Origin of the sequence: Bizionia sp. M204, assembly GCF_023205095.1 — a bacterium.
GTDB lineage: Bacteria > Bacteroidota > Bacteroidia > Flavobacteriales > Flavobacteriaceae > Algorimicrobium > Algorimicrobium hallyeonense.
Genome location: NZ_CP046242.1, coordinates 1543364 through 1567153 on the forward strand (window position 1 = coordinate 1543364; position 23790 = coordinate 1567153).

Annotated in this window: 23 protein-coding genes and 1 riboswitch; of the genes, 13 read left to right on the forward strand and 10 right to left on the reverse strand. The window is 33.6% G+C overall.

Annotated features, from left to right (window positions below; translation table 11 throughout):
- Positions 1-392: 392 nt before the first annotated feature.
- Together GMA17_RS06910 and GMA17_RS15485 are read left to right on the forward strand one after the other, a co-directional pair.
- Positions 393-902 (forward strand): ATP-binding protein, encoded by a 510-nt coding sequence (locus GMA17_RS06910; protein ID WP_256476234.1) that lies wholly within the window; start codon positions 393-395, stop codon positions 900-902.
- Entirely contained in the window at positions 902-1096 is a 195-nt protein-coding gene (locus tag GMA17_RS15485) for a hypothetical protein (protein ID WP_256476251.1), read from the forward strand. Before GMA17_RS06910 ends, GMA17_RS15485 begins: the two co-directional genes overlap by 1 nt.
- 69 nt (positions 1097-1165) lie before the next feature.
- Here GMA17_RS15485 and GMA17_RS06915 read toward each other — a convergent pair whose 3' ends face one another.
- Genes GMA17_RS06915 through GMA17_RS06925 form a run of 3 tightly spaced genes read right to left on the reverse strand, consistent with a single transcriptional unit; the run spans position 1166 to position 5975 of the window.
- Positions 1166-3124, reverse strand: coding sequence for a DUF5074 domain-containing protein (locus GMA17_RS06915; RefSeq protein ID WP_248400411.1), 1959 nt, complete (start codon positions 3122-3124; stop codon positions 1166-1168).
- Positions 3125-3145: 21 nt separating this feature from the next.
- On the reverse strand, positions 3146-4225 hold the full coding sequence (locus GMA17_RS06920; protein ID WP_248400412.1) for a YncE family protein: 1080 nt from the start codon (positions 4223-4225) through the stop codon (positions 3146-3148).
- A 4-nt stretch (positions 4226-4229) separates the two neighbouring features.
- Complete coding sequence (locus GMA17_RS06925; RefSeq protein ID WP_248400414.1) at positions 4230-5975, reverse strand: TonB-dependent siderophore receptor; 1746 nt, start codon at positions 5973-5975, stop codon at positions 4230-4232.
- A gap of 116 nt (positions 5976-6091) precedes the next feature.
- Positions 6092-6299: riboswitch (cobalamin riboswitch) on the reverse strand.
- Between the two features lie 222 nt (positions 6300-6521).
- Here GMA17_RS06925 and GMA17_RS06930 point away from each other — a divergent pair.
- The 8 genes from GMA17_RS06930 (at position 6522) to GMA17_RS06965 (ending at position 13478) form a co-directional block, all read left to right on the forward strand.
- Positions 6522-7679, forward strand: a complete 1158-nt coding sequence (locus GMA17_RS06930) for an ABC transporter substrate-binding protein (RefSeq protein WP_248400416.1) — start codon at positions 6522-6524, stop codon at positions 7677-7679.
- Positions 7680-7704: 25 nt separating this feature from the next.
- A complete protein-coding gene (locus tag GMA17_RS06935; protein WP_248400417.1) occupies positions 7705-8727 on the forward strand; it encodes an iron ABC transporter permease in 1023 nt (340 codons plus the stop codon).
- Positions 8728-8745: 18 nt separating this feature from the next.
- Positions 8746-9540, forward strand: coding sequence for an ABC transporter ATP-binding protein (locus GMA17_RS06940; protein WP_248400418.1), 795 nt, complete (start codon positions 8746-8748; stop codon positions 9538-9540).
- A 111-nt stretch (positions 9541-9651) separates the two neighbouring features.
- A complete protein-coding gene (gene rmuC, locus GMA17_RS06945; protein ID WP_248400419.1) occupies positions 9652-11049 on the forward strand; it encodes a DNA recombination protein RmuC in 1398 nt (465 codons plus the stop codon).
- 15 nt (positions 11050-11064) lie between these two features.
- Positions 11065-11433: a 6-phosphogluconate dehydrogenase gene (locus GMA17_RS06950; protein WP_248400421.1), complete on the forward strand. Its 369-nt coding sequence runs from the start codon at positions 11065-11067 to the stop codon at positions 11431-11433.
- Between the two features lies 1 nt (position 11434).
- Positions 11435-11980 (forward strand): acyl-CoA thioesterase, encoded by a 546-nt coding sequence (locus GMA17_RS06955; RefSeq protein ID WP_248400422.1) that lies wholly within the window; start codon positions 11435-11437, stop codon positions 11978-11980.
- A gap of 183 nt (positions 11981-12163) precedes the next feature.
- Positions 12164-12772, forward strand: coding sequence for a transcriptional regulator (locus tag GMA17_RS06960; RefSeq protein ID WP_248400423.1), 609 nt, complete (start codon positions 12164-12166; stop codon positions 12770-12772).
- Between the two features lies 1 nt (position 12773).
- Positions 12774-13478, forward strand: a complete 705-nt coding sequence (locus GMA17_RS06965; RefSeq protein ID WP_248400425.1) for a DUF3307 domain-containing protein — start codon at positions 12774-12776, stop codon at positions 13476-13478.
- A gap of 50 nt (positions 13479-13528) precedes the next feature.
- On the opposite strand, the gene GMA17_RS06970 is transcribed toward GMA17_RS06965, so the two are convergent.
- The 3 genes from GMA17_RS06970 to rpmH all read right to left on the reverse strand — a co-directional run bounded on the left by GMA17_RS06970 (position 13529) and on the right by rpmH (position 17576).
- Positions 13529-14380, reverse strand: a complete 852-nt coding sequence (locus GMA17_RS06970; RefSeq protein WP_248400426.1) for a T9SS type A sorting domain-containing protein — start codon at positions 14378-14380, stop codon at positions 13529-13531.
- A gap of 86 nt (positions 14381-14466) precedes the next feature.
- Positions 14467-17319: a carbamoyl-phosphate synthase large subunit gene (gene carB, locus GMA17_RS06975; RefSeq protein WP_248400429.1), complete on the reverse strand. Its 2853-nt coding sequence runs from the start codon at positions 17317-17319 to the stop codon at positions 14467-14469.
- A 95-nt stretch (positions 17320-17414) separates the two neighbouring features.
- On the reverse strand, positions 17415-17576 hold the full coding sequence (rpmH, locus tag GMA17_RS06980; protein WP_066252696.1) for a 50S ribosomal protein L34: 162 nt from the start codon (positions 17574-17576) through the stop codon (positions 17415-17417).
- 167 nt (positions 17577-17743) lie between these two features.
- Between rpmH and GMA17_RS06985 the strand changes: the two genes are divergently transcribed.
- Entirely contained in the window at positions 17744-18640 is an 897-nt protein-coding gene (locus GMA17_RS06985; protein ID WP_248400431.1) for a DUF6263 family protein, read from the forward strand.
- Positions 18630-19196: a DUF2892 domain-containing protein gene (locus GMA17_RS06990; protein WP_248400432.1), complete on the forward strand. Its 567-nt coding sequence runs from the start codon at positions 18630-18632 to the stop codon at positions 19194-19196. The genes GMA17_RS06985 and GMA17_RS06990 overlap by 11 nt, the downstream gene beginning before the upstream one ends.
- Before the next feature lies 1 nt (position 19197).
- On the opposite strand, the gene cls is transcribed toward GMA17_RS06990, so the two are convergent.
- The 3 genes from cls to GMA17_RS07005 are packed head-to-tail and all read right to left on the reverse strand — an operon-like array spanning position 19198 to position 22296.
- Positions 19198-20652 carry a cardiolipin synthase gene (cls, locus tag GMA17_RS06995; protein WP_248400434.1) on the reverse strand — a complete coding sequence of 485 codons (1455 nt, stop codon included), beginning with the start codon at positions 20650-20652 and terminating at the stop codon, positions 19198-19200.
- On the reverse strand, positions 20652-21581 hold the full coding sequence (locus tag GMA17_RS07000) for a lytic transglycosylase domain-containing protein (RefSeq protein ID WP_248400436.1): 930 nt from the start codon (positions 21579-21581) through the stop codon (positions 20652-20654). The genes cls and GMA17_RS07000 overlap by 1 nt, the downstream gene beginning before the upstream one ends.
- Positions 21582-21615: 34 nt before the next feature.
- On the reverse strand, positions 21616-22296 hold the full coding sequence (locus tag GMA17_RS07005; protein ID WP_248400437.1) for a YqiA/YcfP family alpha/beta fold hydrolase: 681 nt from the start codon (positions 22294-22296) through the stop codon (positions 21616-21618).
- Between the two features lie 117 nt (positions 22297-22413).
- Between GMA17_RS07005 and GMA17_RS07010 the strand changes: the two genes are divergently transcribed.
- On the forward strand, positions 22414-22710 hold the full coding sequence (locus GMA17_RS07010; protein WP_248400439.1) for an N-acetyltransferase: 297 nt from the start codon (positions 22414-22416) through the stop codon (positions 22708-22710).
- Positions 22711-22831: 121 nt separating this feature from the next.
- Here the strand turns inward: GMA17_RS07010 and GMA17_RS07015 are convergent, their stop codons facing one another.
- Positions 22832-23743: a T9SS type A sorting domain-containing protein gene (locus GMA17_RS07015; RefSeq protein ID WP_248400440.1), complete on the reverse strand. Its 912-nt coding sequence runs from the start codon at positions 23741-23743 to the stop codon at positions 22832-22834.
- Between the last annotated feature and the right edge of the window lie 47 nt (positions 23744-23790).

Here is a 23790-nt window from a genome sequence, read left to right on the forward strand (position 1 = left end):
GTTAAAAGGATGTTAATTTTTTATGCATGCATAGTATAATTACTAAAACATTAAGGTATTCGCAGTAATGCTTTACATAAATTCAGAATAACACTTTAAAACCGTCCGTTTTAATACATATAATTTACTGACCTAAGCAACCATTTGCTCTGGTCTTCCCCACTTCTATACGCGCTTCAATAATATTCGAGCCTAGATTAACGATGGCAATAAAATCGTTGTATTATCAATTAGGGTCTCCCCAACTGGAAACATAATCTTTGCCACTTTTAAACGCCATTTAATCTGGCAAATCCAGTTCAGATAGTTACTTCTTTTAAATATACAAAAACACACATTTTTTTCAATTTAATATGCCCTAAAAACCATAGGTTTGTACTCTAATTTGACTTATGAAAACTTACAAAACCTACCTTAACTGGAGTACAGGAAAAGACTCGGCGCTGGCACTTTACTATTTATTACAAGATGAACGTTATAGTGTTGAACAGTTTATTACTACGGTAAACACGGCTTTTAATCGTGTTTCTATGCATGGTATTAGGATTGCCTTATTGGAAAATCAAGTTGCTGCTTTAGGTATGCCCCTTTGGCAAATTAAACTTCCAGAACAACCAAGCATGGACGATTATAACAAAATTATGACCGAAGCGACAACGAAACTTAAAAAAGACGGTTATAGTTATGCTGCTTTTGGCGATATTTTATTAGAAGATTTAAAACAGTACCGTGAGGATCAACTAGGGAGTCAAGGTATGAAAACGGTGTTTCCACTTTGGCAAAGAAATACCAAGCAATTAATGCAAGAATTTCTAGATTTAGGTTTTAAGGCTGTAATAGTTTGTGCCGATGCTAATTATTTTACGGAAGATTTTGTGGGCAGAACGCTAGATGAAATTTAATAGCTACTTTACCAGAAGCAGTTGATCCATGTGGTGAAAATGGTGAATTCCATACCTTTTGTTTTGATGATCCCATTTTTAAAACACCTATAGCTTTTGAAATTGGTGAAAAGACTTATCGCGAATATCCAAAACCAAATTCAGCCGGTGCCGCGTCAGGGTTTTGGTTTTGCGATTTAATTTCTAACTCATAAAAAATGCCTCTATACTTAAACGTAACGTTTAAGTATAGAGGCATTTCAATTAGATATTAAAAAATTGTTTTACTGCTTGATCAGTTTATACAATCCGTTTTTATTTTGTGATGTTATTTTTACCAAATAAACACCTTGTTTTAAATTAGAAATATCGATAGTTTTTAAACGCGTATTTTTAAGTTGTTTTACTAACGTCCCTGTTATGTCGTACATTTCAATATCCATAACGTTACTAACACCTTTTATGCTAAAGAAATTAGAAGCTGGATTCGGATATACTTTCAATTCGGTTAGCTTATTATCTGCCATACTCAAACTAGCTTGATTAATAACCCCAATGGCATCTAAATCGAAACCACCAGAACCAAACGGTGTTGGATATGGATCGTTTATCATATTCCCATAAGAATCGTAAGTAGCAAACGCCGGATCAATAGTTCCAATAGCATCAATAACTTTTACGTGTGTAATTCTAGTTTTATCCAATAAAGGATTGTTAGGAATATCACTTAAATCGAAAGGTGTTCCAAAACCTGCACGGTATTTTCCTGCTAGATTATTGATATAAGTAGCATCAACAGCTCCAAAACCACCTACTTGTGTATCCGTTTGCGTTTGACTATGTGCTGGAAATCTGAAATAATTAACACCATCTGAACTTACTTCAACAAAAGCCAGTTCTAAAAAAGTATCACTAAATGAGTTTTCAAAAACAGCAAAATCATATCCAGATCCGTCAGTAATTGGTGTATCAAAGGTTAAAATAGCATCACCTCCATCACCTAAACTTATAATCGCGTTATTAGCAATACCTATAACATTAGACTCTACACCTACAGTAGCATAACCACTTCCTGAGTCAGAAATATTGATTAAACCTCTTGTTACATCGGCACCTGAAGCCCAATCTACAAATAATGCATCCTCTTGGGCAATAGCAGTCGTTTCTGATTGACCTGCTGGTGGAGGATAGATACCCAATGGCATGTTATATTTGTATACCCCATTAGGAATAATACCTACGGTATAAGAGTTCTGAAACGTTCCTGTTGTATTGTAAGTAACGACTTTACCATCATTAACATAATTTTCAGCATCCGATAAATAAAGCACATTGTCTAGAAGCGATAATCCGTAAGCTAAAACAACGCCTTCCGATGCTGTATTGATGAGTTCCGTACTTGGCAAACCCCCTGTAAAATCAAAATTATAGATATTATTATCTACCACATAATAGGCTTGACCATTATCAACTTGTAAAAAATTTGGATGTTCCCCTGTGGCAAAGTTATAAACATCCATTTCAGAAAAATCGCTTAAATCTATTCTATATAGTTTCCCTAACGTTTCCTCACCTGTCCATGCTTCCTTTCCACCGCAAAGCACATATAAATAATCATGATCAGCTACAATAGAATTTGGTACATCGGAAACCGTAATTTCTGAAACACTGTTATCGCTTAAATTGATTACTGAAACCGTATTTCCCTGACCATAACCACCTTGATGCGCAACAAATAATTGATTGTTTTGCTTTATAATTTCTTCTGGTCCTTCAACTACTGGAATGGTACTTGTTATTGTATTTGTTGTTAAATCCATTACCGCTATATAATCATCAGTAATGTCTGTAGGATCACCCCAATTGGTAATATATCCAAAACCGTTATCAAACACTATATAGCGTGGATTATCTAATCCCGTTGTAACGGTTGCAACATGGGCAAATGTTAGACGATCAATCACGTTTACTTCATGACTTCCGTTTGACACGATATAAGAATTACCGCCATCAAAGCCCATCCCTTGAGCTAACTGCCCAATTTCCATACCTGGATTTTCGGTTGCAAAAACATCATTACTAACCGTTCCTGAATTACTTATAAAAGAAACAGATGCTGTATCTGTACCAAACATGCCTTCATTTAAAACAAAAACACCATTATTGTAGCCGACTTGTGCAAAGCCGGAAAAGGTTAAAAAAGCAAAAATAGATGTTAATAAGAATAGATAATTTTTTTTCATTGTATTGCGTTTATTATTTAATTAGTTGTTGTTATAAAATCCGTTAGGAATAAGTTTTACATTATAGTTTTCCTGAAAATCTCCTTGTAAGTTGTATACTAATACATCACCGTTAGAAACAAAATCTTTAGCATCTGCTATATAAATAGTTTCATTAATAATAGTAAAACCATACAATACCCCTAAATTTTGAGTGCTTGTAGTAAATAAGGGAGTTGCAGGTAGCCTAAAATCATTCAAATCCACCTTGTAAACGTCTCTATTTAAAGTATATAAAAGTAAATTATTATTAATTTCTAAATAATCTGGATGAACACCATCTGCAAAAATAATTTGGTCGGTAACCTGGTTTGTTGCCATGTTTATTTTGTATAAACCGCCTAAAGTTTCAGCGCCTGTGTAATCTTCTTTTCCGGCGCAAATAACATATAAATCGTTATTATGAGTTACCATACTTCCTGGCATATCAGAAACATCAATACTAGCAGTAACTGTTTCATTAACCGCATCTAACACCGATATTGTATTCCCATAACCCCAGCCACCATAATGCGCCACGTATAAAGTTCCATTATTATTCAATATGCCATCTGGCCCTTCTGCAACTGGAATAGTACTAATTATAGCGTTGGTTTCTGTGTCCAAAACAGCTACATAATCATCCGTAGTATCTGCTGGATCGCCCCAATTGGTTATGAAACCTTTAGCACCATCAAAAGTCATATAACGTGGTGTTAAAATATCGTTTTCAATGGTTGTAATAAGCTCAAACGTATAGCGATTTACAACTTCAATAGTGTTGGAGTTGTTGACTAGTATATATGCTTTATCTCCATAAAACGCCATACTTTGCGCTACATCGCCTAATTTTCTACCATTAACGCCATAAAATACGTTGTTATATACTTGGCCAGAGTTGTCTATAAATGATACCGAAGCATTGGAGTACGTATAACCTCCTTCATTTAAAACAAATATACCGTTGGCATAATCGCCAGATGGTGGCGGATTGTCAATTATAATTTCACGGTCGTTACTCGTACAATTCTGCAGCAATAAAACCGCAGCGAACATGACAACTAATTTCACCTGTTTATTCATAATTTCAAATATTAAAGTTCAAATACATATTAAAATTTCTACCGGGCATAGGCCTGTTTTGCACACTTTCGTAGGATTCATTCCATAAATTAAGAACCTGTACACCTAGTATATATTTATTCGTTTTTTTACCAAGATTATATTCTATACCGAAATTAGCTACCATATAGCTATTAAGTATATGCTCTACAGCGTTATCCGTTGTAGTAAAAACCTCTCCGTTATTTATAAATTGATAATAGGTAGACAGCTTTTTAAAGCTATAACTAACTGCAGTTGTCAGTTTATGATACGGCACATAAATAAGTTGCTTATCTGTTTTTTCATTTTTTGAAACCGTGTAGGCATAGGTTGCCGATACATTTATAGTATGCGCTCCAATTTTTTTATTAGCAGACAATATGCCTTCAAGACCATAAATATTAACGTTCTCCGCATTTTCAGGTCGCCAAATACCGGCAACATCTGGTACCCATAATAATAAATCTTGGACTTTATTATAGTAACCGTTAATGGTTAACGAAGCATTTGGAATATGTAAAACGTTACTCATTTCACCTTGATAGGATAACTCTGGTTTTAAGTTCGGATTACCAAATCCTTCCCAGTATAGATCATTGTAAGTGGGGATTCTGAAGTTTTTTGAAGTATTTAATTTCAAACTATAAAAGTTGGTGATTTCGGCTTGAATTCCTGCTGAATATAAAAATGGGTTTTCATAATTAGCATTTAATTCTTGACGCAAGCTAATTTCATACATAAACCGTTTGCTTAATTTATGTTTTAAACCCAAAAAAACAGACCCTAAATCCCGGTTTTCATGTTGTATATCAGAACCTTCGCCATTATTATGGTTGTAATTAAAGCCACCGCTGAAAAGCATACGGCCTAATTCATAATCTAAATTGTATTTTACAAACAGACTACCCACATCACCATAGGTATTATAATCTCTAGCTATATTGGGATAATATCTATAGTTTTCAGTGATATAAGCAACTTTAGCATTAGACGTAAAATACGAGGATTTGGACACCCATTCCACCATACTTCGCGTATTAAAATCGTAGTATTTTGTTTCTAAAGCATTTGGCGTTGGAAGGGAGAAATTTCGTTTGCCATCATATAAATTAGTATAAAGATTAATGGCATTTTTCTTATCCAACTTAAAACCAAAAGTCGAACTGATATTCGTATTATTAAATTGACCGTTTTCATTGGTTCTGTTTGTTCCTAAATATTCGTAATCATTATCAGAACCTTGACGTGAAATACCTAATGAAAAGCTCGTGTTTTTCGTTGAATACCCCGTTTTATAGTCTAATCCGTAGGTGTTATAACTGCCGTATTTTAAAAAAAAATCATTTTCAAAACCTGCATTATACTTAATATTATTTTCCAAATAAATACTGCCGCCAATAGCATTACTACCATCCACAACGCCACCGCCACCAGACTTGACAACAACACGGTCAAATCCACGGGTATTAACAGTATTAAAATCTGTCTGACCCGTTGTTTGTGAATTTATATTAATGCCATTCCATAAAACCGCCGTTTGTTGTGCCGTTGTCCCCCTGAAACTAGGCGAAGAAACCATACCTAAACCATTTTCTTTTAAGTAAATAGTGGTATTATAATTTAAAAGACTGGTAAGTGATGTTTGGTTGCGTTTTAAAACACTATCATTTAAAACGGTTTGCGTTGTTGTATAAACCGAATCTTTTAATTTGATGTATTTCAAATTCACAGTATTCAATTCCGTAACCGGACTGACTTGCGCAAAAATTGCATAACAGAACAAAAATATCAACAATGTGAAAAATCGATTCATAATCAATGAGCCCTTTACCCGAAAGCTTTTATTTTTAAGGTTATAAAATTGGCAGGTCTCCTGACTTGCGTCTTCATGTTGGTCTTCCCATCCAAAACGGACAGTGACTTGAAGTGTAACATGAAGCGTTATAGCTTACAGTTGCGGGAACAGCTCTGGATTTTAACCAGATTCCCTTTTAATTGAAGCAATCGTGAACATTTTTAACAGGATTTAAACACCACTTAAAAACATGCTGATTTACTATCAAACCAAATTCACGGCAAAAGTAATTATTCTTTTCAGATTAGCACCATGAACCTTATTTTTTCTTGGTCATTTTATAAAGTAAATAAATAAATCCTGCTAAAAAATGAAAGATTACAACGCCAGCTACTATATATAATGTTACATTTGAACCGTCACGCATAGTTAAAAATTTTCTATAAATTTACGTGATTTTTAATTCTTCAAACGTTACAAATGTTACATAAAAAGATAGTTTTCATTACGCTTCTATTGAGTTTATTTTTCTGGAATTGTCAAGACAAAACCAAGCAAGAAATTAGCCTACCCAAAACCAGCAAATCATCTATAAAAATTGATTATGCCGCAGGTTTTGCCATTACAAATTATGAAAATTCCACACTACTAACCATTAACAATCCTTGGCCAGATTCTGATAAAAACTACCGTTATCTTTTGCTTACAAAAGCGCAGGCTGCTGTAAGCACATATAACAAAAGTGATTACGATGGCATAATTACTATTCCTGTTGAAAAAATGGTAGTTACATCAACAACCCATATTCCTGCATTGGAATTATTAGAGGTTGAAAACACCTTAATTGGATTTCCAGGAACCGATTATATTTCTTCCGAAAAAACGCGACAATTAATTGATTCGGGTGCTATTAGAGAACTCGGAAAAAATGAAGGCATTAATACCGAAGTATTATTGGAACTGAACCCAAATGTGGTGATTGGTTTTGGTATTGACGGCAATAATAAAAGTTTTGAAACCATCAGAAAATCAGGAATTCCTGTTATTTACAATGGTGATTGGGTAGAAACTTCGCCATTAGCAAAAGCAGAATGGGTTAAATTTTTTGGAGCACTTTATAATAAAAGCAACCAAGCGGAATCTATTTTTAAAGCGATTGAAACCGATTATTTAGAAGCTAAAAGTTTAGCTGAAAATGCCAGCAGCAAACCTAGGGTTTTAAGTGGTGCCATGCATAAAGACATTTGGTATTTGCCAAGCGGAACAAGTCCAGAAGCGCAACTTTTAAAAGATGCCAACGTAGATTATTTATGGGCAAATTCGGAAAGCAAAGGAAGCCTAGCTTTAAATTTTGAAGTGGTATTTAATAAAGCCAAAGATGCAGATATCTGGATTAGCCCTTCCTACTATAATTCATTGGAAGCTTTAGAAAAAGCTAATTCACACTACACCCAATTTGATGCTTTCAAAAATAAAAACATGTATTCTTTTGTTAATACTGCTGGTAAAACAGGCGGTGTTACCTATTATGAAATAGGAACGGCCAGACCTGATTTGGTATTGAAGGACTTGGTAAAAATAGCACATCCTGAATTACTTGAAAATTATGAACTACAGTTTTTTAAACGCCTAGAATAAACCGATATTTGCACGAATCCGTTTTATGCATACCAACTATACATACGCTTTTATTACCCTCATAATCCTGCTGGTAATTTGCATTTTAGCAAATATTAGTTTGGGTTCGGTATCTATTCCCATATCGGCAATTTTTGAAAGTTTTGTTGGCACTTTAGACCACGAATCTTGGTCCTATATTATTAAAGACTACCGCTTACCAAAAGCACTGACAGCGGTTTTAGTCGGTTCTGGATTAGGTATTTCTGGATTATTAATGCAAACCTTATTTAGAAACCCATTGGCTGGTCCGTTTGTTTTGGGTATCAGTTCCGGCGCTAGTTTGGGTGTGGCACTCGTTATTTTAGGAGCTGGAGTTTTTGGTGGCGCATTTGCCACAATTTTTGTATCCAAATGGAGTATTATTATTGCGGCTAGTTTAGGGAGTTTTCTCGTGCTCTCAGCAGTTTTAGTGGTGTCTTCAAAAGTACGAGATACCATGGCTATCCTCATTATAGGACTTATGTTTGGCAGCATTACTGCTGCTGTGGTTAGTGTCCTCTCCTACTTTAGTAGCGCAGAACAACTTCAGCAATATATTTTCTGGGGATTTGGAAGTTTAGGAAACCTATCATGGCAAGAATTGGGTATTTTCTTTATCGTTTATAGCCTCGGCATGCTGTTGACAATTTTCTCAATCAAAGGTTTAAATTCACTTTTATTAGGTGAAAATTATGCGAAAAGTCTTGGATTAAACATCAAGCAAACGCGACTTATTATTATTATTGCTACTAGTTTATTAGCGGGAACCATCACCGCTTTTGCTGGACCTATTGCTTTTATTGGTTTAGCTATTCCTCATATTACACGTCAAATTTTTACAACATCTAATCATAAAATATTAATTCCAGCCGTGTTTTTATTTGGCGCCATTATCATGCTTATTTGCGATAGTATTGCGCAATTACCAACTAGTGATTATACCTTGCCAATTAACGCAATTACGTCATTAATGGGAGCTCCTGTGGTTATTTGGTTGTTAGTTCGTAAACGTAAAATGTTATTTTAATAATAAAGAATATAGAAAGTGACTAAAAGCAACCCACATACTATTCTTAAAACGGAAAACCTCACCATTGGTTACGCTTCCAAGAAAGCAAACACCATTGTGACTTCCAATATTAATATGGCTTTAAAAAAAGGGCAGTTAATTGGTTTAGTTGGTGCTAATGGTATTGGTAAATCCACACTTTTACGAACGCTTACTCATGTGCAAGATAAATTATCAGGTACGGTTTTTCTAAATGAAAAAAATCTAGAAACCTATACAAATGCTGATTTAGCTAAAACCATGAGTTTGGTATTAACTGAAAAAATTGCTTCTAAAAATCTATCTGTTTTTGAATTGGTGGCTTTAGGCCGACAACCGTATACCAATTGGGTTGGGAATTTATCTGCAAATGATTTGGAAGTTGTTAATCGGGCTTTAAACCAAACCAATATTGAAGCATTAAAAGATAAAAAGTGCTTTGAATTAAGTGATGGTCAATTACAAAAAGTCATGATTGCACGTGCTTTGGCTCAAGATACCGATTTAATTATTCTGGATGAACCAACGACGCATTTGGATATGTATCACAAAGCTTACATATTAAAATTACTTCAAAAGTTGGTTAAAGAAACCCATAAAACCATTCTGTTTTCTTCGCATGAAATAGATTTGGCTATTCAATTGTGTGACACTATGGTGGTCATGACAAACAATACGGTTATAACCGATACGCCTTGCAACCTGATTTCTGAAGGTGTTTTTGAAACCCTTTTCCCTAAAGATTTAATTGCTTTTGATAAAAAATCGGGAAGCTTTCGGGTTCGAAAATAATTGGATCAATCCGTATTTCATTTTTATTGTTTTTGTGCGGTAAGTTCATCTTAAGAATTCTTCACGTTCCAATTAAAAAAAATTATCTTTGGTGAAATTCTCTTTTTAAAAATGATTGACAGCCTTATTCTCATTATTGCTATTATTTTTTCGGGTGCTATTGGCGCCTATATTGGTCTGACTATTTCCAAACTAAAAAACAAAAGTGACACAAGTACTCTTGAGGAGCGGAACACTAATTTGCAGCAACAGCTATCTAATTTAAAGGTTTCTTTTGATGAAGAAACTCAAAAACAACAATCCTATTTTAATCAACAAACAACGGATTTAAAAGAACTCCTATCCAAAATTGAAATTGATAGAGATGACATTAGAAAGGAAAAAGAACTTCTAAATTCAGAATTAGCACGACGTAATTCAGAATACGAAAACCTGGAACAACAACTTTTAAAACGCGATGAAGAATTAGAACTTCGCCAAGAACAATTACGTAAGGATTTTGAGCTATTAGCTACTAAAATTTTAGACGAAAAAACAGAGAAGTTTACCCTTCAGAATAAAGAGAACATTAAAAATATTTTAAACCCGCTTCAAGAAAAAATTCAAATTTTCGAGAAAAAAGTAGACGATACACAAAAGGAAAGTATCAGCATGCATTCGGCTTTAAAAGAACAATTGTTGGGTTTAAAAGATTTAAATCAGCAAATGACTATTGAAGCTACAAATCTAACTAGAGCTTTAAAAGGGGATAGTAAAATGCAAGGAAATTGGGGCGAATTAGTTTTAGAACGCGTTTTAGAAAAATCTGGTTTAGAAAAAGATAGAGAGTATTTTGTTCAGCAAAACTTTACAAGGGAAGATGGTACCAGAGTGCTTCCGGATATTGTATTGCATTTACCGGATAATAAAAAAATGATTATTGACAGTAAGGTGTCATTAACAGATTACGAACGCTATGTAAACGCTGAAGATGATGAACGTGAAATTTATCTTAAAGCGCATATAAATTCTATTAGAAAGCACGTAGACCAACTTTCTGAAAAGAAATATGAAGATTTATACGATATAGAAAGTCCTGATTTTGTATTGCTTTTTATTCCGATAGAACCGGCTTTTGCGGTAGCCATTAATGCAGACAATTCCATTTACAATAAGGCATTCGAGAAAAATATAGTTATTGTTACACCTTCTACCCTTTTAGCTACTTTACGAACGGTAGATAGTATGTGGAATAACGAAAAACAACAACAAAACGCCATTGAAATTGCCAGGCAAGCTGGTGCTTTATATGATAAATTTGAAGGTTTAGTAAAAGACCTAACAGGTGTAGGAAAGAAAATTGACGATGCTAAAAAAGACTATTCATCGGCCATGAATAAGCTCGTGGAAGGAAAAGGAAACCTTATTACCAGTGTAGAAAAAATTAAAAAATTAGGTGCTAAAGCTAAAAAAGCATTACCCGAAGCTATTTTAAAAAGAGCAAAACTGTCTGCTGATGACGACGAATAACAAACAAATTATACGATGAAAAATATAGTAACTAAATTAATAATTGCTTTAGTCCTAGTCATAGTTGGTTATGGATGTTTTATTTATTTTGCCACATATAGTGAAGGTATTCGCGCCGGCGAACTGGTGAAATTTAGTAGTAAAGGCGTTATTATAAAAACTTGGGAAGGCGAAATAAGTCAAGGTGTTTCAGAAGCCCAACTGTTTGAATTCTCTGTGGAAGATAACGAGGAGCAAGTCATAAAGGACTTAACAGAAATGCAAGGTAAATATGTAAAATTACATTATTTTGAACGCTATAAAACCCTATTTTGGTTAGGTGACACCAAATATTTTATTACCAAAGTAGTATTGGATAAAGAACGCAATAACAGGCGCTATTAATATGAAGAAACCTTATAAAACTGTAGAATGTTCGCGTATTAGCATTGCAGAATTAATGCAGCCATCGCATTCTAATTTTGGTGGTAAAATTCATGGTGGTTATATGTTGAGCCTAATGGATCAAATTGCATATGCCTGCGCTTCCAAACATTCAGAAAACTATTGTGTAACTGCTTCTGTGGATACCGTAAATTTTTTAGAACCGGTGGAAATTGGTGAGCTTGTTACCATGAAATCTTCTATTAATTATGTAGGAAAAACATCTATGGTTGTTGGAATTCGTGTGGAAGCGGAGAATATTAGAACAGGACATGTTAAACATTGTAACTCATCCTATTTTACCATGGTTGCCAAAGATGATGAGGGAAAATCGTCGCCGGTTCCTGGACTCATTTTATCTTCTTTAGAAGAAGTAAGGCGATTTTTAAAGGCTATTGAACGTAATAAAACCAAGAAAAACAGGCTTATTGAGTTTAATAGTACCGATTTTGTTTTAGAAAATTATTTGGAAGAATTAGCCGATTACAATATTAAAATTGACCTATAATCTTAATTATATAGCCCAAACACCCTTTCTAAATTTGTTTTGATTACCAAGTATTTGGATATTTCAATTAAATATTCGATATTTGATTATTCCTTTTAAAAGGAATATATTAAATTATTCCTTAATTATGGAATATTTTAAATTATTCATAAATAAAGGCATATAATTACAATATTAACAAATATGACTAGCGTTATTACAGGCGATATAATAAACTCTAAAAACGTCAAACCAGCTATTTGGTTGCCGCAGCTCAAGGATGCGCTAACCTTTTTAGAGTCCGACACGCGCTTGTGGGAAATATACAGAGGTGATAGCTTTCAAATAGAACTAAAAAACCCTCAAAACAGCTTTTTACATGCTGTTTATATCAAAGCTTGTGTTAAAATGATAAAAGGCTTAGATGTACGCATAGCAATAGGAATTGGTACTAAAACATATCAAGGTGACACCGTAACCGAATCAAATGGAGAAGCCTTTCAATTTTCTGGTGAAACATTAGAAAACCTAAAAAAGGACAAGATTAATTTAAAGCTAAAAACCCCGGATCCTATTTTAAATAGAGACCTAAATTTATACTTTAAATTAGCCTTGATGAGCATGGATAATTGGACCGTAAATTCTGCCGAAATTATAAAAACACAGATTGAAAATCCCCATAAGATTCAAAGTGAAATTGCACAACTAATTGGTATTAATCAAGAAGCCGTAAGCAAACGAATGAAACGCGCTAATCTTGAAGAAATATTAGAACTGAACAACTTGTATATCATTAAAATAAGTAACTTGTAGGATGATTTTATTGATAAAACTTGTTTTAGCACATTTAATTGGAGACTTTATCCTTCAACCAAAATCTTGGGTAAAAAGTAAGGAAAAGAGAAAACTAAAATCGCCTAAACTCTACTTACATGTTGCCATTCATATGGCGTTGTTATTTATTCTCGTTTGGGATGTATCCTATTGGGCATTACTACTAATTATTACAGTATTGCATTTTATTATAGATGCTATCAAACTGATTTTTCAAAATAAAAAAATCAAACGTCAATGGTTTTTTATTGATCAGCTGTTACACCTCATCAGTATTTTTGCTGCTTATTTCATCTACACAAATACATGGTTTACAACTTCTGAAATACCTACTGAATCTGCTCTACTTCTACTTACCTGTTTGCTATTTTTAACCAAACCTGTTTCTATAATCATGCAGGCTATTTTTAGCAAATGGAATATAGAGAAACTCACCAAGGGCAACGAATCATTAAAGGATGCAGGCAAATATATAGGAATTCTTGAGCGTCTTCTGGTATTCCTATTTATTGTTATGAATCATTGGGAAGCTGTAGGTTTTTTAATTACCGCAAAGTCCGTTTTTAGATTTGGTGATTTAAAAGAAAGTAAACACCGAAAACTCACGGAATACATTTTAATTGGCACGCTTATTAGCTTCGGAATTGCCATCATTACCGGTATCATATTTCAAATATTGGTATAAAAAAACCACCAGATAAATCTAGTGGTTGTATATATTATATAAAAATTAAGTTACTGCTTTACAAAGCGCTTTGAAATAGTTTCTTTAGCATTTGAAATTCGCACTAAATAAACACCACTATTCCACTGACTCACATTTATGGATGTATTTATAGCATTAATACGACCTTGATACACACGAGATCCTAAAATATTATAAACTTCAACTTTAGAAAAACTATTAGATGCAGGCACACGGATGTTTAGTTTAGACTTACTTGGGTTTGGATATATAGTAAAACCCAATTCCTTTGTAACATTAAAACGACTTAATGTTGTAGAGGCTGTAATATTATCAACACGTAATGTGGCTGCAATTACTTCACCTTTCCAATTGTCAATTGAAGAATGACTTAAAATACGCATGGTTAACACATCTCCTAACACATCTGCAACAGAAGCAGGTCCTTGAACAACCGTAAAATCTGAAACATCTAGAGACAAAGCAACACTTGTCCAACCTGTACCAGCAGCAAGAAACACAGGGTTTGTAGAAACCATTCGTGTACCCATAGGTCCTTGAAACGCTAAACGTAAATTTAAATCGTTTGTTAACGCTTGCGCCTGAAATTGAATTTCGACAATTCCTTCCGAAATAAAATTACCAGACCATTGCGAAAAAGAGTTAAAAAACACCATTCTACCTCCTGCTCCATTACCACCGTTAGATGTGTATTCTAAAAAGTTATCATCAACACCGTTTGGTCCACCAGTGGTAATGTTTTCTGGTGCTCCAGAAGTAGTTCCAATAATCCAATTCTGAACGGTTCCATCCTCAAAATCATCTACTTGCCCTGCAGATACTTGAGCGAATGTCCAAAAAGAGACGGTTAAAAAAGGTATAAGAAGTAGTTTTCTAATCATAATAGGCTATTTACAAAACAAAAGTAACGCTTTTTTGAAAATAAATTACAAAAAAGCGTTACTAATAGGCACTAAAATTCTAGTAATTACTTGCTTAAGTACATTTTACGTCTTGCATATAGGTTGTAAAATTCATCGTCTTTCAAGCTATCGATAAACAAAATACTTTCACCTGTACTCTTCATTTCTGGCCCAAGCTTTTTATTAACATTTGGAAATTTATTGAAAGAGAACACAGGCTGTTTAATAGCGTAGCCTTCCAACTTTGGATTAAAGTTGAAATCGGTAACTTTCTTTTGGCCTAACATAACTTTTGTTGCGTAATTTACATAGGGTTCACCATAGGCTTTTGCAATAAAAGGAACTGTTCTGGATGCTCTTGGATTGGCCTCAATAATATATACCACATCGTCCTTAATGGCGAATTGTACATTTATTAATCCTACCGTATTTAAGGCTAAAGCAATTTTTTTAGTATGATCTTTTATTTGTTGCAACACCAAATCACCTAAATTAAAAGGTGGCAGCACACCATTACTGTCACCCGAGTGGATTCCACAGGGTTCAATGTGCTCCATAATTCCAATAATATATACGTTTTCACCATCGCAAATAGCATCGGCTTCCGCCTCAATAGCACCATCTAAATAATGATCCAGTAACAATTTATTATCAGGCATTTGGCGTAATAAATCTACCACATGCTCTTCTAGTTCTTTTTTATTAATGACAATTTTCATACCTTGACCACCTAAAACATAGGACGGTCTAACTAATATTGGAAAATCCAAAACATCCGCAATTGCTAAAGCTTCATCAGCATTTGTTGCCACATCAAATTCTGGGTAGGGAATATTATTTTCTTTTAAAATAGTTGAAAAACTTCCTCTATCTTCAGCTAAATCTAGAGATTTGTAGGTTGTTCCAATAATTTTAATACCGTAGCGGTCTAATTTTTCTGCTAATTTTAAAGCTGTTTGTCCCCCCAATTGTACAATAACCCCTTCTGGTTTTTCATGACGAATAATATCGTAGATATGTTCCCAGAAAACAGGTTCAAAGTATAGCTTATCAGAAATATCAAAATCAGTTGAAACTGTTTCCGGATTACAGTTAATCATTATGGTTTCGTAACCACATTCCGCAGCTGCTAAAACACCATGAACACAACAGTAATCGAATTCAATACCTTGACCAATTCGGTTAGGTCCAGATCCTAAAACTATAATTTTCTTTTTATCTGTAACGACACTTTCGTTAGAGGATGCTATGTTGCCATTTTCTAACTCTACTTCATTTTCAAAAGTGGAATAGTAATAAGGCGTCTGTGCTTTAAATTCGGCAGCACACGTATCAACTAATTTATAAACACGTTTAATTTTAAATTCTTCTCTCTTTGTATAAACTTGACTTTCCAAACATTTTAGCATGTGCGCTATTTGTCGATCACCATATCCTTTTTGCTTGGCTTCTAATAGCAAATCACGTTCAATAGTATCAATAGAGAAGTTAGAAATTTCTTTCTCCAAATGGTGTAATTCTTCATATTGTTTTAAGAACCACATATCAATTTTTGTAATTTCATGAATACGACTTAATGGAATACCCATTTGAATGGCATCATAAATAACAAAAACACGATCCCAACTTGCATTGGTTAGCTTTTCAATAATTTGATCGTAATTTTTATAACCTTTTCCGTCTGCTCCTAAACCGTTACGTTTAATTTCAAGCGATTGTGTTGCTTTATGCAAAGCTTCCTGGAATGAACGACCAATTGCCATAACCTCACCCACTGATTTCATTTGAAGTCCTAATGTTCTATCAGACCCTTCAAACTTATCAAAATTCCATCGTGGAATTTTCACAACTACATAATCCAAGGTCGGCTCAAATAAAGCGGACGTAGACCCGGTGATTTGATTGGTTAATTCATCTAAATTATAACCAATGGCTAATTTGGATGCTACTTTAGCAATTGGATAGCCTGTAGCCTTACTCGCTAATGCTGAAGAACGAGATACACGTGGGTTAATTTCAATAGCAATAATATCTTCATTGTTATCTGGACTTACCGCAAACTGCACATTACAACCACCTGCAAAATCGCCAATACTACGCATCATATGGATAGCCATATCACGCATGCGTTGGTAGGTTTTGTCGGACAATGTCATTGCTGGTGCAACCGTAATAGAATCGCCAGTATGGATTCCCATAGGATCCATATTTTCAATGGTACAAATAATAACAACGTTATCATTTCTATCGCGTAATAGCTCTAATTCATATTCTTTCCATCCTAAAAGTGCTTTATCAATCATTACCTCATGAATTGGAGAAATTTCCAATCCGCGAGTTAATAATTCATCAAAATCTTCTTCTTTATAAACAATGGAAGCTCCTGCTCCACCAAGTGTGTAGGACGCTCTAATTACTAAAGGAAAACCAAATTCTTGAGCAATTTCCTTACCTTTTAAGTAAGAGGTTGCTGTAGCTTGAGGCGCCATTGGAACTCCAATTTCTAACATAAGTTCACGAAATTTCTCACGATCTTCGGTTATGTTAATAGCTTCAATATCTACACCTATTAATTTCACATTGAAATCATCCCAAATTCCTTTTTCATCTGCTTCAATCGCTAAATTTAATGCCGTTTGTCCACCCATTGTTGGTAGAACAGCATCAATTTGTGGATGTTCATTTAGAATTTTAATGATGGATTTCGTGGTAAGCGGCAACAGGTAAACATGATCTGCCATGGAAGGATCTGTCATGATGGTTGCGGGATTAGAATTGATTAGAATAGTTTCAATTCCGTCTTCTCTTAATGATCGTAATGCTTGGGTTCCTGAATAATCAAATTCGCAAGCTTGACCAATAACTATGGGTCCTGAACCTATAAGCAGAACAGATTTTATGTTTTTGTTTTTAGGCATGTTGAAATATTTTGTGCAAAAGTAGTTAACGAATGGGTATAAAAAAAGGCGTTACCAATTTGGAACACCTTTATATATTAACAATTGTTAATTCATTATTTTTTATGTCTTAACTCAGAAGATACAGATATTTTCTTTCTACCTTTAGCTCTTCTACGAGCAAGGACTTTTCTTCCATTAGCACTAGCCATTCTTTCTCTGAAACCATGCTTGTTTTTTCTTTTTCTTTTTGACGGCTGAAATGTTCTTTTACTCATTACTTATATCTTTAAAGTCTTCTTAATATCTTTTAACCTTGTTTAGGGTTCTATCCCTAAAACTGCGTGCAAATATACAAACCCTTTTTTATTTAACAAACCTTATTTTAAAAATATTTTTTAGATAAAATTTTAGTTTCTTTGCAGTCCTTAAAAAAGGTAAAAAAATGCAGAGAATTTTAGCAACTATTATATTACTATTCACCCTATTAGGCAGTAATACCTACGCACAAACGCAGTTGCAATATAAATTAAAAATTGGTGATAGCATGGCTGTTCACCAAAAAGCTAATCAAAAAATTACTCAAGATATTGATGGAACGACGCATGAAATGACTAATATTTTGGAAAGTAAGTTTGTTTTAGCGGTTAAAACTGTCACAGATAGCTCCTATATTTTAGATTTTACGTACAAACTTTTTAAACTGCAGTCAAACTCCAATTTATATGGCGAAATTATGTCTATTAATACAGATGCACCCATAGAAAAGGGCGATACCGAAGCGGCAATTTTCTCTGGACTAACACAATCTAAACTGAAGATTGAACTTTTAAAAACTGGTGATATTATAAGTGTTCGTGGTACAACACGCCTAATTAATAATATGATGAAACACGCGGGAATTGAAGACGAATTCACAAAACAAATCATGATTGAGGAAATGAAGAAAGAATTTGGTAGCCAAAGCCTTTCTGATAGTTTTGAACAATTTACCTTTATTTATCCGTTAAACAAAGTAGCTGTTAATGATAGTTGGGAAAACTTCTATTCGGGTGAAATGGAAGCTAAAAACACTTGGACTCTTAAAGCATTACGTCCAACGATTGACATTTTAGGAACAGCACAAGTTTCTTTAGAGTCTGAAGAAGAAAATTACAATATGATTTTAAAGGGCGAACAAAAAACGCTTATTTCTGCAGATATTAAGACAGGTATTGTAAAAACTATGTCTGTGACTTCTAAAACTCAAGGTAACACTGTATCTTTGCAAAATAATTCAGTAAAAATACCAACAACAATAAATTCGGTTACAACCTATAAAACGAAACTTTATGTACAATAAAATTATAAAATTAATCATAGCTATAGGCATCATTGCGTATGCCATTTATCAATTTGTAGAAGGCAACATTGGTAATGGTATCATGTTTATATTACTATCATCAATTTTTGTGTTTCTATATTTTAAAAATGAATTTATTCTATTAGCATTCTTAAGACTTAGAAAGCAAGATTTTGAAGGTGCAAAAAAATGGCTTGATAAAATTAAAAATCCAAGTAGTGCTTTAGTTCAGAAACAAGAAGGTTATTATTACTATTTACATGGCATAATGGTGTCTCAATCTAACATGAATGAAGCCGAGAAACACTTTAAAAAAGCTATTTCTTTAGGGTTATCTATGGATCATGATTTAGCCATGGCCAAATTAAATTTAGCTGGAATTGCCTTTACTAAAAACAGAAAAAACGAATCTAAATTACTGCTTAAAGAAGCCGAAAAATTAGATAAGCGTAACATGCTAGCAGATCAGATTAAAATGATGAAAGAAAACATGAAGCGTTCTCAAGGGCCAAACCAACATTATGGTCAGAATCAAATGCGTGGAAGAAGACGTTAATTTATAGTAACGGAGACCATAGTCGGCAATAGGATTCTTTTAGTTTACAAAACTTGGAACGCTGTTGCCATTTTTCTAAAATAAGTTCTTCACTATCTTCAAGGTCTTCTAAAAAAATAGTTTTAAGTTCAACACTTGTTTCTTCATTATAGATAAGGGCGTTAATTTCAAAATTAATATTAAAACTCCTGTAATCTAAATTTGCCGTTCCAATCGTAGAAAACAAATCATCTACTACCATTGTTTTTGCATGAATAAAGCCTTTAGTGTAGCGGTACACTTTTACTTTTGCTTCTAACAAGCGCTCAATATGTGAGTTGGTGGCATGTTTAGCTGTCCAAGAATCGGACGTTTTTGGAATAAGTAATCGCACATCCAAACCAATCTTTGCTGCCACCTGCAAAGCAGTAACAATTTCATCATTGGGAATAAAATAAGGTGTGGTGATATATACATAATCTTCAGCCGTATTAATGGCTACAAACATAGCTTCCATAATATTTGCCCAATCTGTATCGGGTCCACTTGCTGCAATTTGAACGGCCTTGGTGGATTCAATTTGAACATGAGGGAATAACTCTGAAGAAATTTTACAACTAGAATTAGATACAAAGTCCCAGGTCATTAAAAAATGTACTTGAAGTGGTTTTAAGGCTTCGCCTACTATTCGTAAATGGGTATCGCGCCAATAGGAATCGCCATCTTTATAATTCACATAGCTGTCCGATATATTTACACCGCCCACATAGCCTATTTTTCCATCAATAATAGCAATTTTCCGATGGTTTCTATAGTTCATTTTACCCGTGAAATTGGGAAACAAAACAGGCATAAACGCATAAAATTCTATACCACTTTGGCGCATTTTTCTTTTAGTTCGCCATGACATTTTACTTCCCACATCATCAAAAGTTAAGCGGACTTTAATACCTTCCTTCGCTTTATCACAAAGAATATCAATAAGTTTTGTTCCAATATTATCGTCTTTTAAAATGTAGTATTCTAAATGAATATGATGTTTGGCACTTTTTAGATCTTCAAATAATAACTCAAATTTCTTCTTCGCATTTTTAATTATTTGAAGTTCATTATGTAATGTTACAGGCGTGTTTTTATTGTTGTTAAGGAGGTAAACGAGTTTAATTTTTTCGTCTAAATAATCATCCAAATTATGAAGTTGGCTTTCACTTAACTCAAAATCTCTCCCCAGATTCTGAATAATTTGTTCGTTGAGAACATTTTTTCGATTGAAAATTTTATTCTTTCGGTATTCTTGCCCAAAAAAGTAATAAACTATCAGTCCTAAAAATGGAAAAACCACCAAAACCATTATAAAGGAAAGGGTTTTGGTGGGGTTTATGTTTTTAAATAAAATAGTAATGGCAGCCGAAATTGCCAAAACATAGTTCAGAATAATTGCAAGGATCCAAATATTATCTTTTAAGAAATCTAACATTAAGGTTTTGTGGAGTAGTAACCGTCTTGCGGAATTTCAATAAAATAGTTTTTTCTAGACTTATTGTTTAAAAAAGGTTCACGCAACCAAGGGTTGTGAATTTTTAAAATTTTATAATTAATGTTATATGTTTCTGCAAAAGCAGTAAAATCTGTAACCGCTGTATCTACCGCAACTTTATAGGTTGGAATGTTTTTATATAAGTCTTTATCTCTAAAATTAAAACCATATTTATCAGCGTTGGATAAAATTTCTTTTAAGGCCACAATTCTAAACATATAGCGTCCTGTTTCTTCACCTAAAAGCAAATCGTAATACCCAGTAACATTCTGTTCACTTAAACGTCTAGATATTCCAGACATTCCGGCATTATACGCGGCAGCTGCCAATGTCCATGACCCTAATTTCTCTTTGGATTTTTTCAAATAATCGCACGCGATTTCGGTAGACATTTCTAAATTATAACGTTCATCCACATTATCATTTACTTCCAATCCATATTCACGTGCAGTTGTTGGCATTATTTGCCAAACACCTCTGGCTCCTGCTGGCGATACAGCATTGGTTAACCCACTTTCTATTACTGCCAAATATTTAAAATCGTCTGGAACACCATGTTTTGCTAAAATAGGTTCAATAATTGGAAAGTACTTTTTAGCACGTTTAAACATGAGTAGTCCGTTGGACTGCCAATAGGTATTTACCAATAATTCGCGGTCCATGCGTTCATAAATATCCGGATCTTTTAATGGTAAAGGTTCACCTGCAAAATCCAAATTATCAGGAATTTGAAGTGCATAAACATTATAATCGTTTATAAGTTGCTTTTCAAAATTTTCATCCGTTTTTGCGTTCTGTTGTGCAAAAATAAATAGGAAAGTTAAACTTAACAATCCTACCATCATTAACATTCTTTTCATCAATTTCATCTCTGTAAGTTTTTGTTTAAAGTTATAAAAAAAATCAACATGATTCACTAGAACCCTCTAAAATAAGTTCTGGTAAATGTTCATTAAACCAACGGTATTTATTGAGGATCATGATATGTGTTCCTTTATCAATTGTAATGCAATTTTTAATATGCCTGTATGGGAAAACATTATCCAATGATCCATGTATATGGATAATATTTTCTGGAGCTTTATTTTGATTCCAACAAATCATTTCTTTAACTGCCCAATTAATATATCGTGGGTCTGTTACAGACAGATACTTTTTATAAAGCGCCACGCGTTTTTTAACGGTTTCTCCAAAAGCGTATTTTGCCAACACATCCATATTACCCATTAAAGAAGCCGGAAACAATTTAAAGGCTTTAGTAGCGCGCATAATTTTCATCCGTTTGGGCATTTCCTTTTTGCTTTTTATACTAGAAATAATAATTAATCGTTTAATTTTTAAATGCTTACTCATTTCCTGAACCAAAACACCACCAAATGAAACACCAATTAAGGCCACATTTTTTTCTGTTATTTGATTTACCATACGTAAAGCATAATTGGTAAGTGTTTCATTTTCTTCAGGAATTTGCCATTCCAACAAGTGAATTTTAAAATCTGATTCGGGTAATTTTATATATTCAAAAATGGTTGAGCTAGCAGCTAATCCGGGCATAAAATATACATGTATTATATCTTGATTCATAAGGTATTAAAAGCCTTTATTATTAATAATGACAATATTTTTTCGTAAATTTGTGTTACAAAACTATATAAAAATAGTTTTCACTCCCTATAATTCCATTGAATAAAAAAGAATATTATGATAGAAGAACATGAACTCATTGACAATGACTTTTTGCGTCAGTTTGAATTAAAAATAGACGATCAACTTGCAAAAATTGAATATTCACTTCAGGAACGTAAAATATTTTTAACAAAGCTTATTATTCCGGAAGACGTATTTTCGGAAGCATTTCAAAACGAATTTATAATTATCGTTTTTAAAAACATTCAAGAGCGTAATTTGAGTGTTGTTCCTACAAGCCCTGAAATAGCCAGGTTTATTAGAAAAAACAGACAATACAAAAGTATGCTTCCCGTTGGTGTTCGCATCTAATTGGGAACATACCTATTTATTTTTCCTGCCAACGCCACTTTTTTTTATAATTGATAGAAAAACTACAAAAAAGGCGTGCTTTAATTAAAGCACGCCTTTTTAAGTTTTATTAGTTACGATATTAACTCTTTATAATTCGTTTAGTAACTGAACCAGTATCCGTAGCTACTTTTAATATATATACACCAGCGTGTAATTTACCTATATTTAGTCTTTCAATATTATTAGATTTTAAAACTAATTTTCCAGCAATGTCATATAACTCCGTTGAGAAATTAGAAACTGACTGTGGAAAATTAATATGAATATAATCTTGAGCCGGGTTAGGCGTTACAGAGATTTTTTCCATTGAAAAATCTTTTACAGAAAGTGGCGCCTCATCTCTAATTTGAAATCCTGAACTTGGAAAAGATTCACCAAGTAAACCAGAAATATTTGTCCAATTCGTCGCTCCAGCCCCAAATAAATTAGATGGGTCTATTAATACAGGTTCTTCACCAGAAACCGCAGCAGTTGAGCCAAACCAGTTCCACCTGTTCAATCCTGTAGTAGAGAAAGCTTCATTTACAGTTGGAAATGCCGCAATCCAATATGTTCCTGCTGGTAATGTAATTTGCGTTCCTCCATTAGCATCTGTAACACGGACTGTAAAGTTGGCTGCACCAGCACCATCTTCATTTAATGTGAAGTCAGTTGCCGAAATTCCAGAAAGTTCAACAACACCTGTTCCAGGAACACTAGGATTACCATTTGGTACACCTGCATTATCAGCATAAATAAAAACATTAAAGCTTAATAAATTTGTAAAATTAACCGTATTACTTAATAGCCCATAAATATCAATCTCTCCTAAAATAGTATTACTAGGCAGAACAAAGTCATCTGAAACATATACTCCAACGCCATCGTTCCCTTGAAAACTAACAAGTGCACTTCCTGCTGCGTTCACAGGTTGATCTATAACTACAGCTTGTGCATGGGATGCCCAAGTAAGTAAACATAACAATAAAGGTAAAATGTAATTTTTTTTCATAATTTTAAAGTTTTAGATTTATAACCGCTAAATATAGACAATCTAAT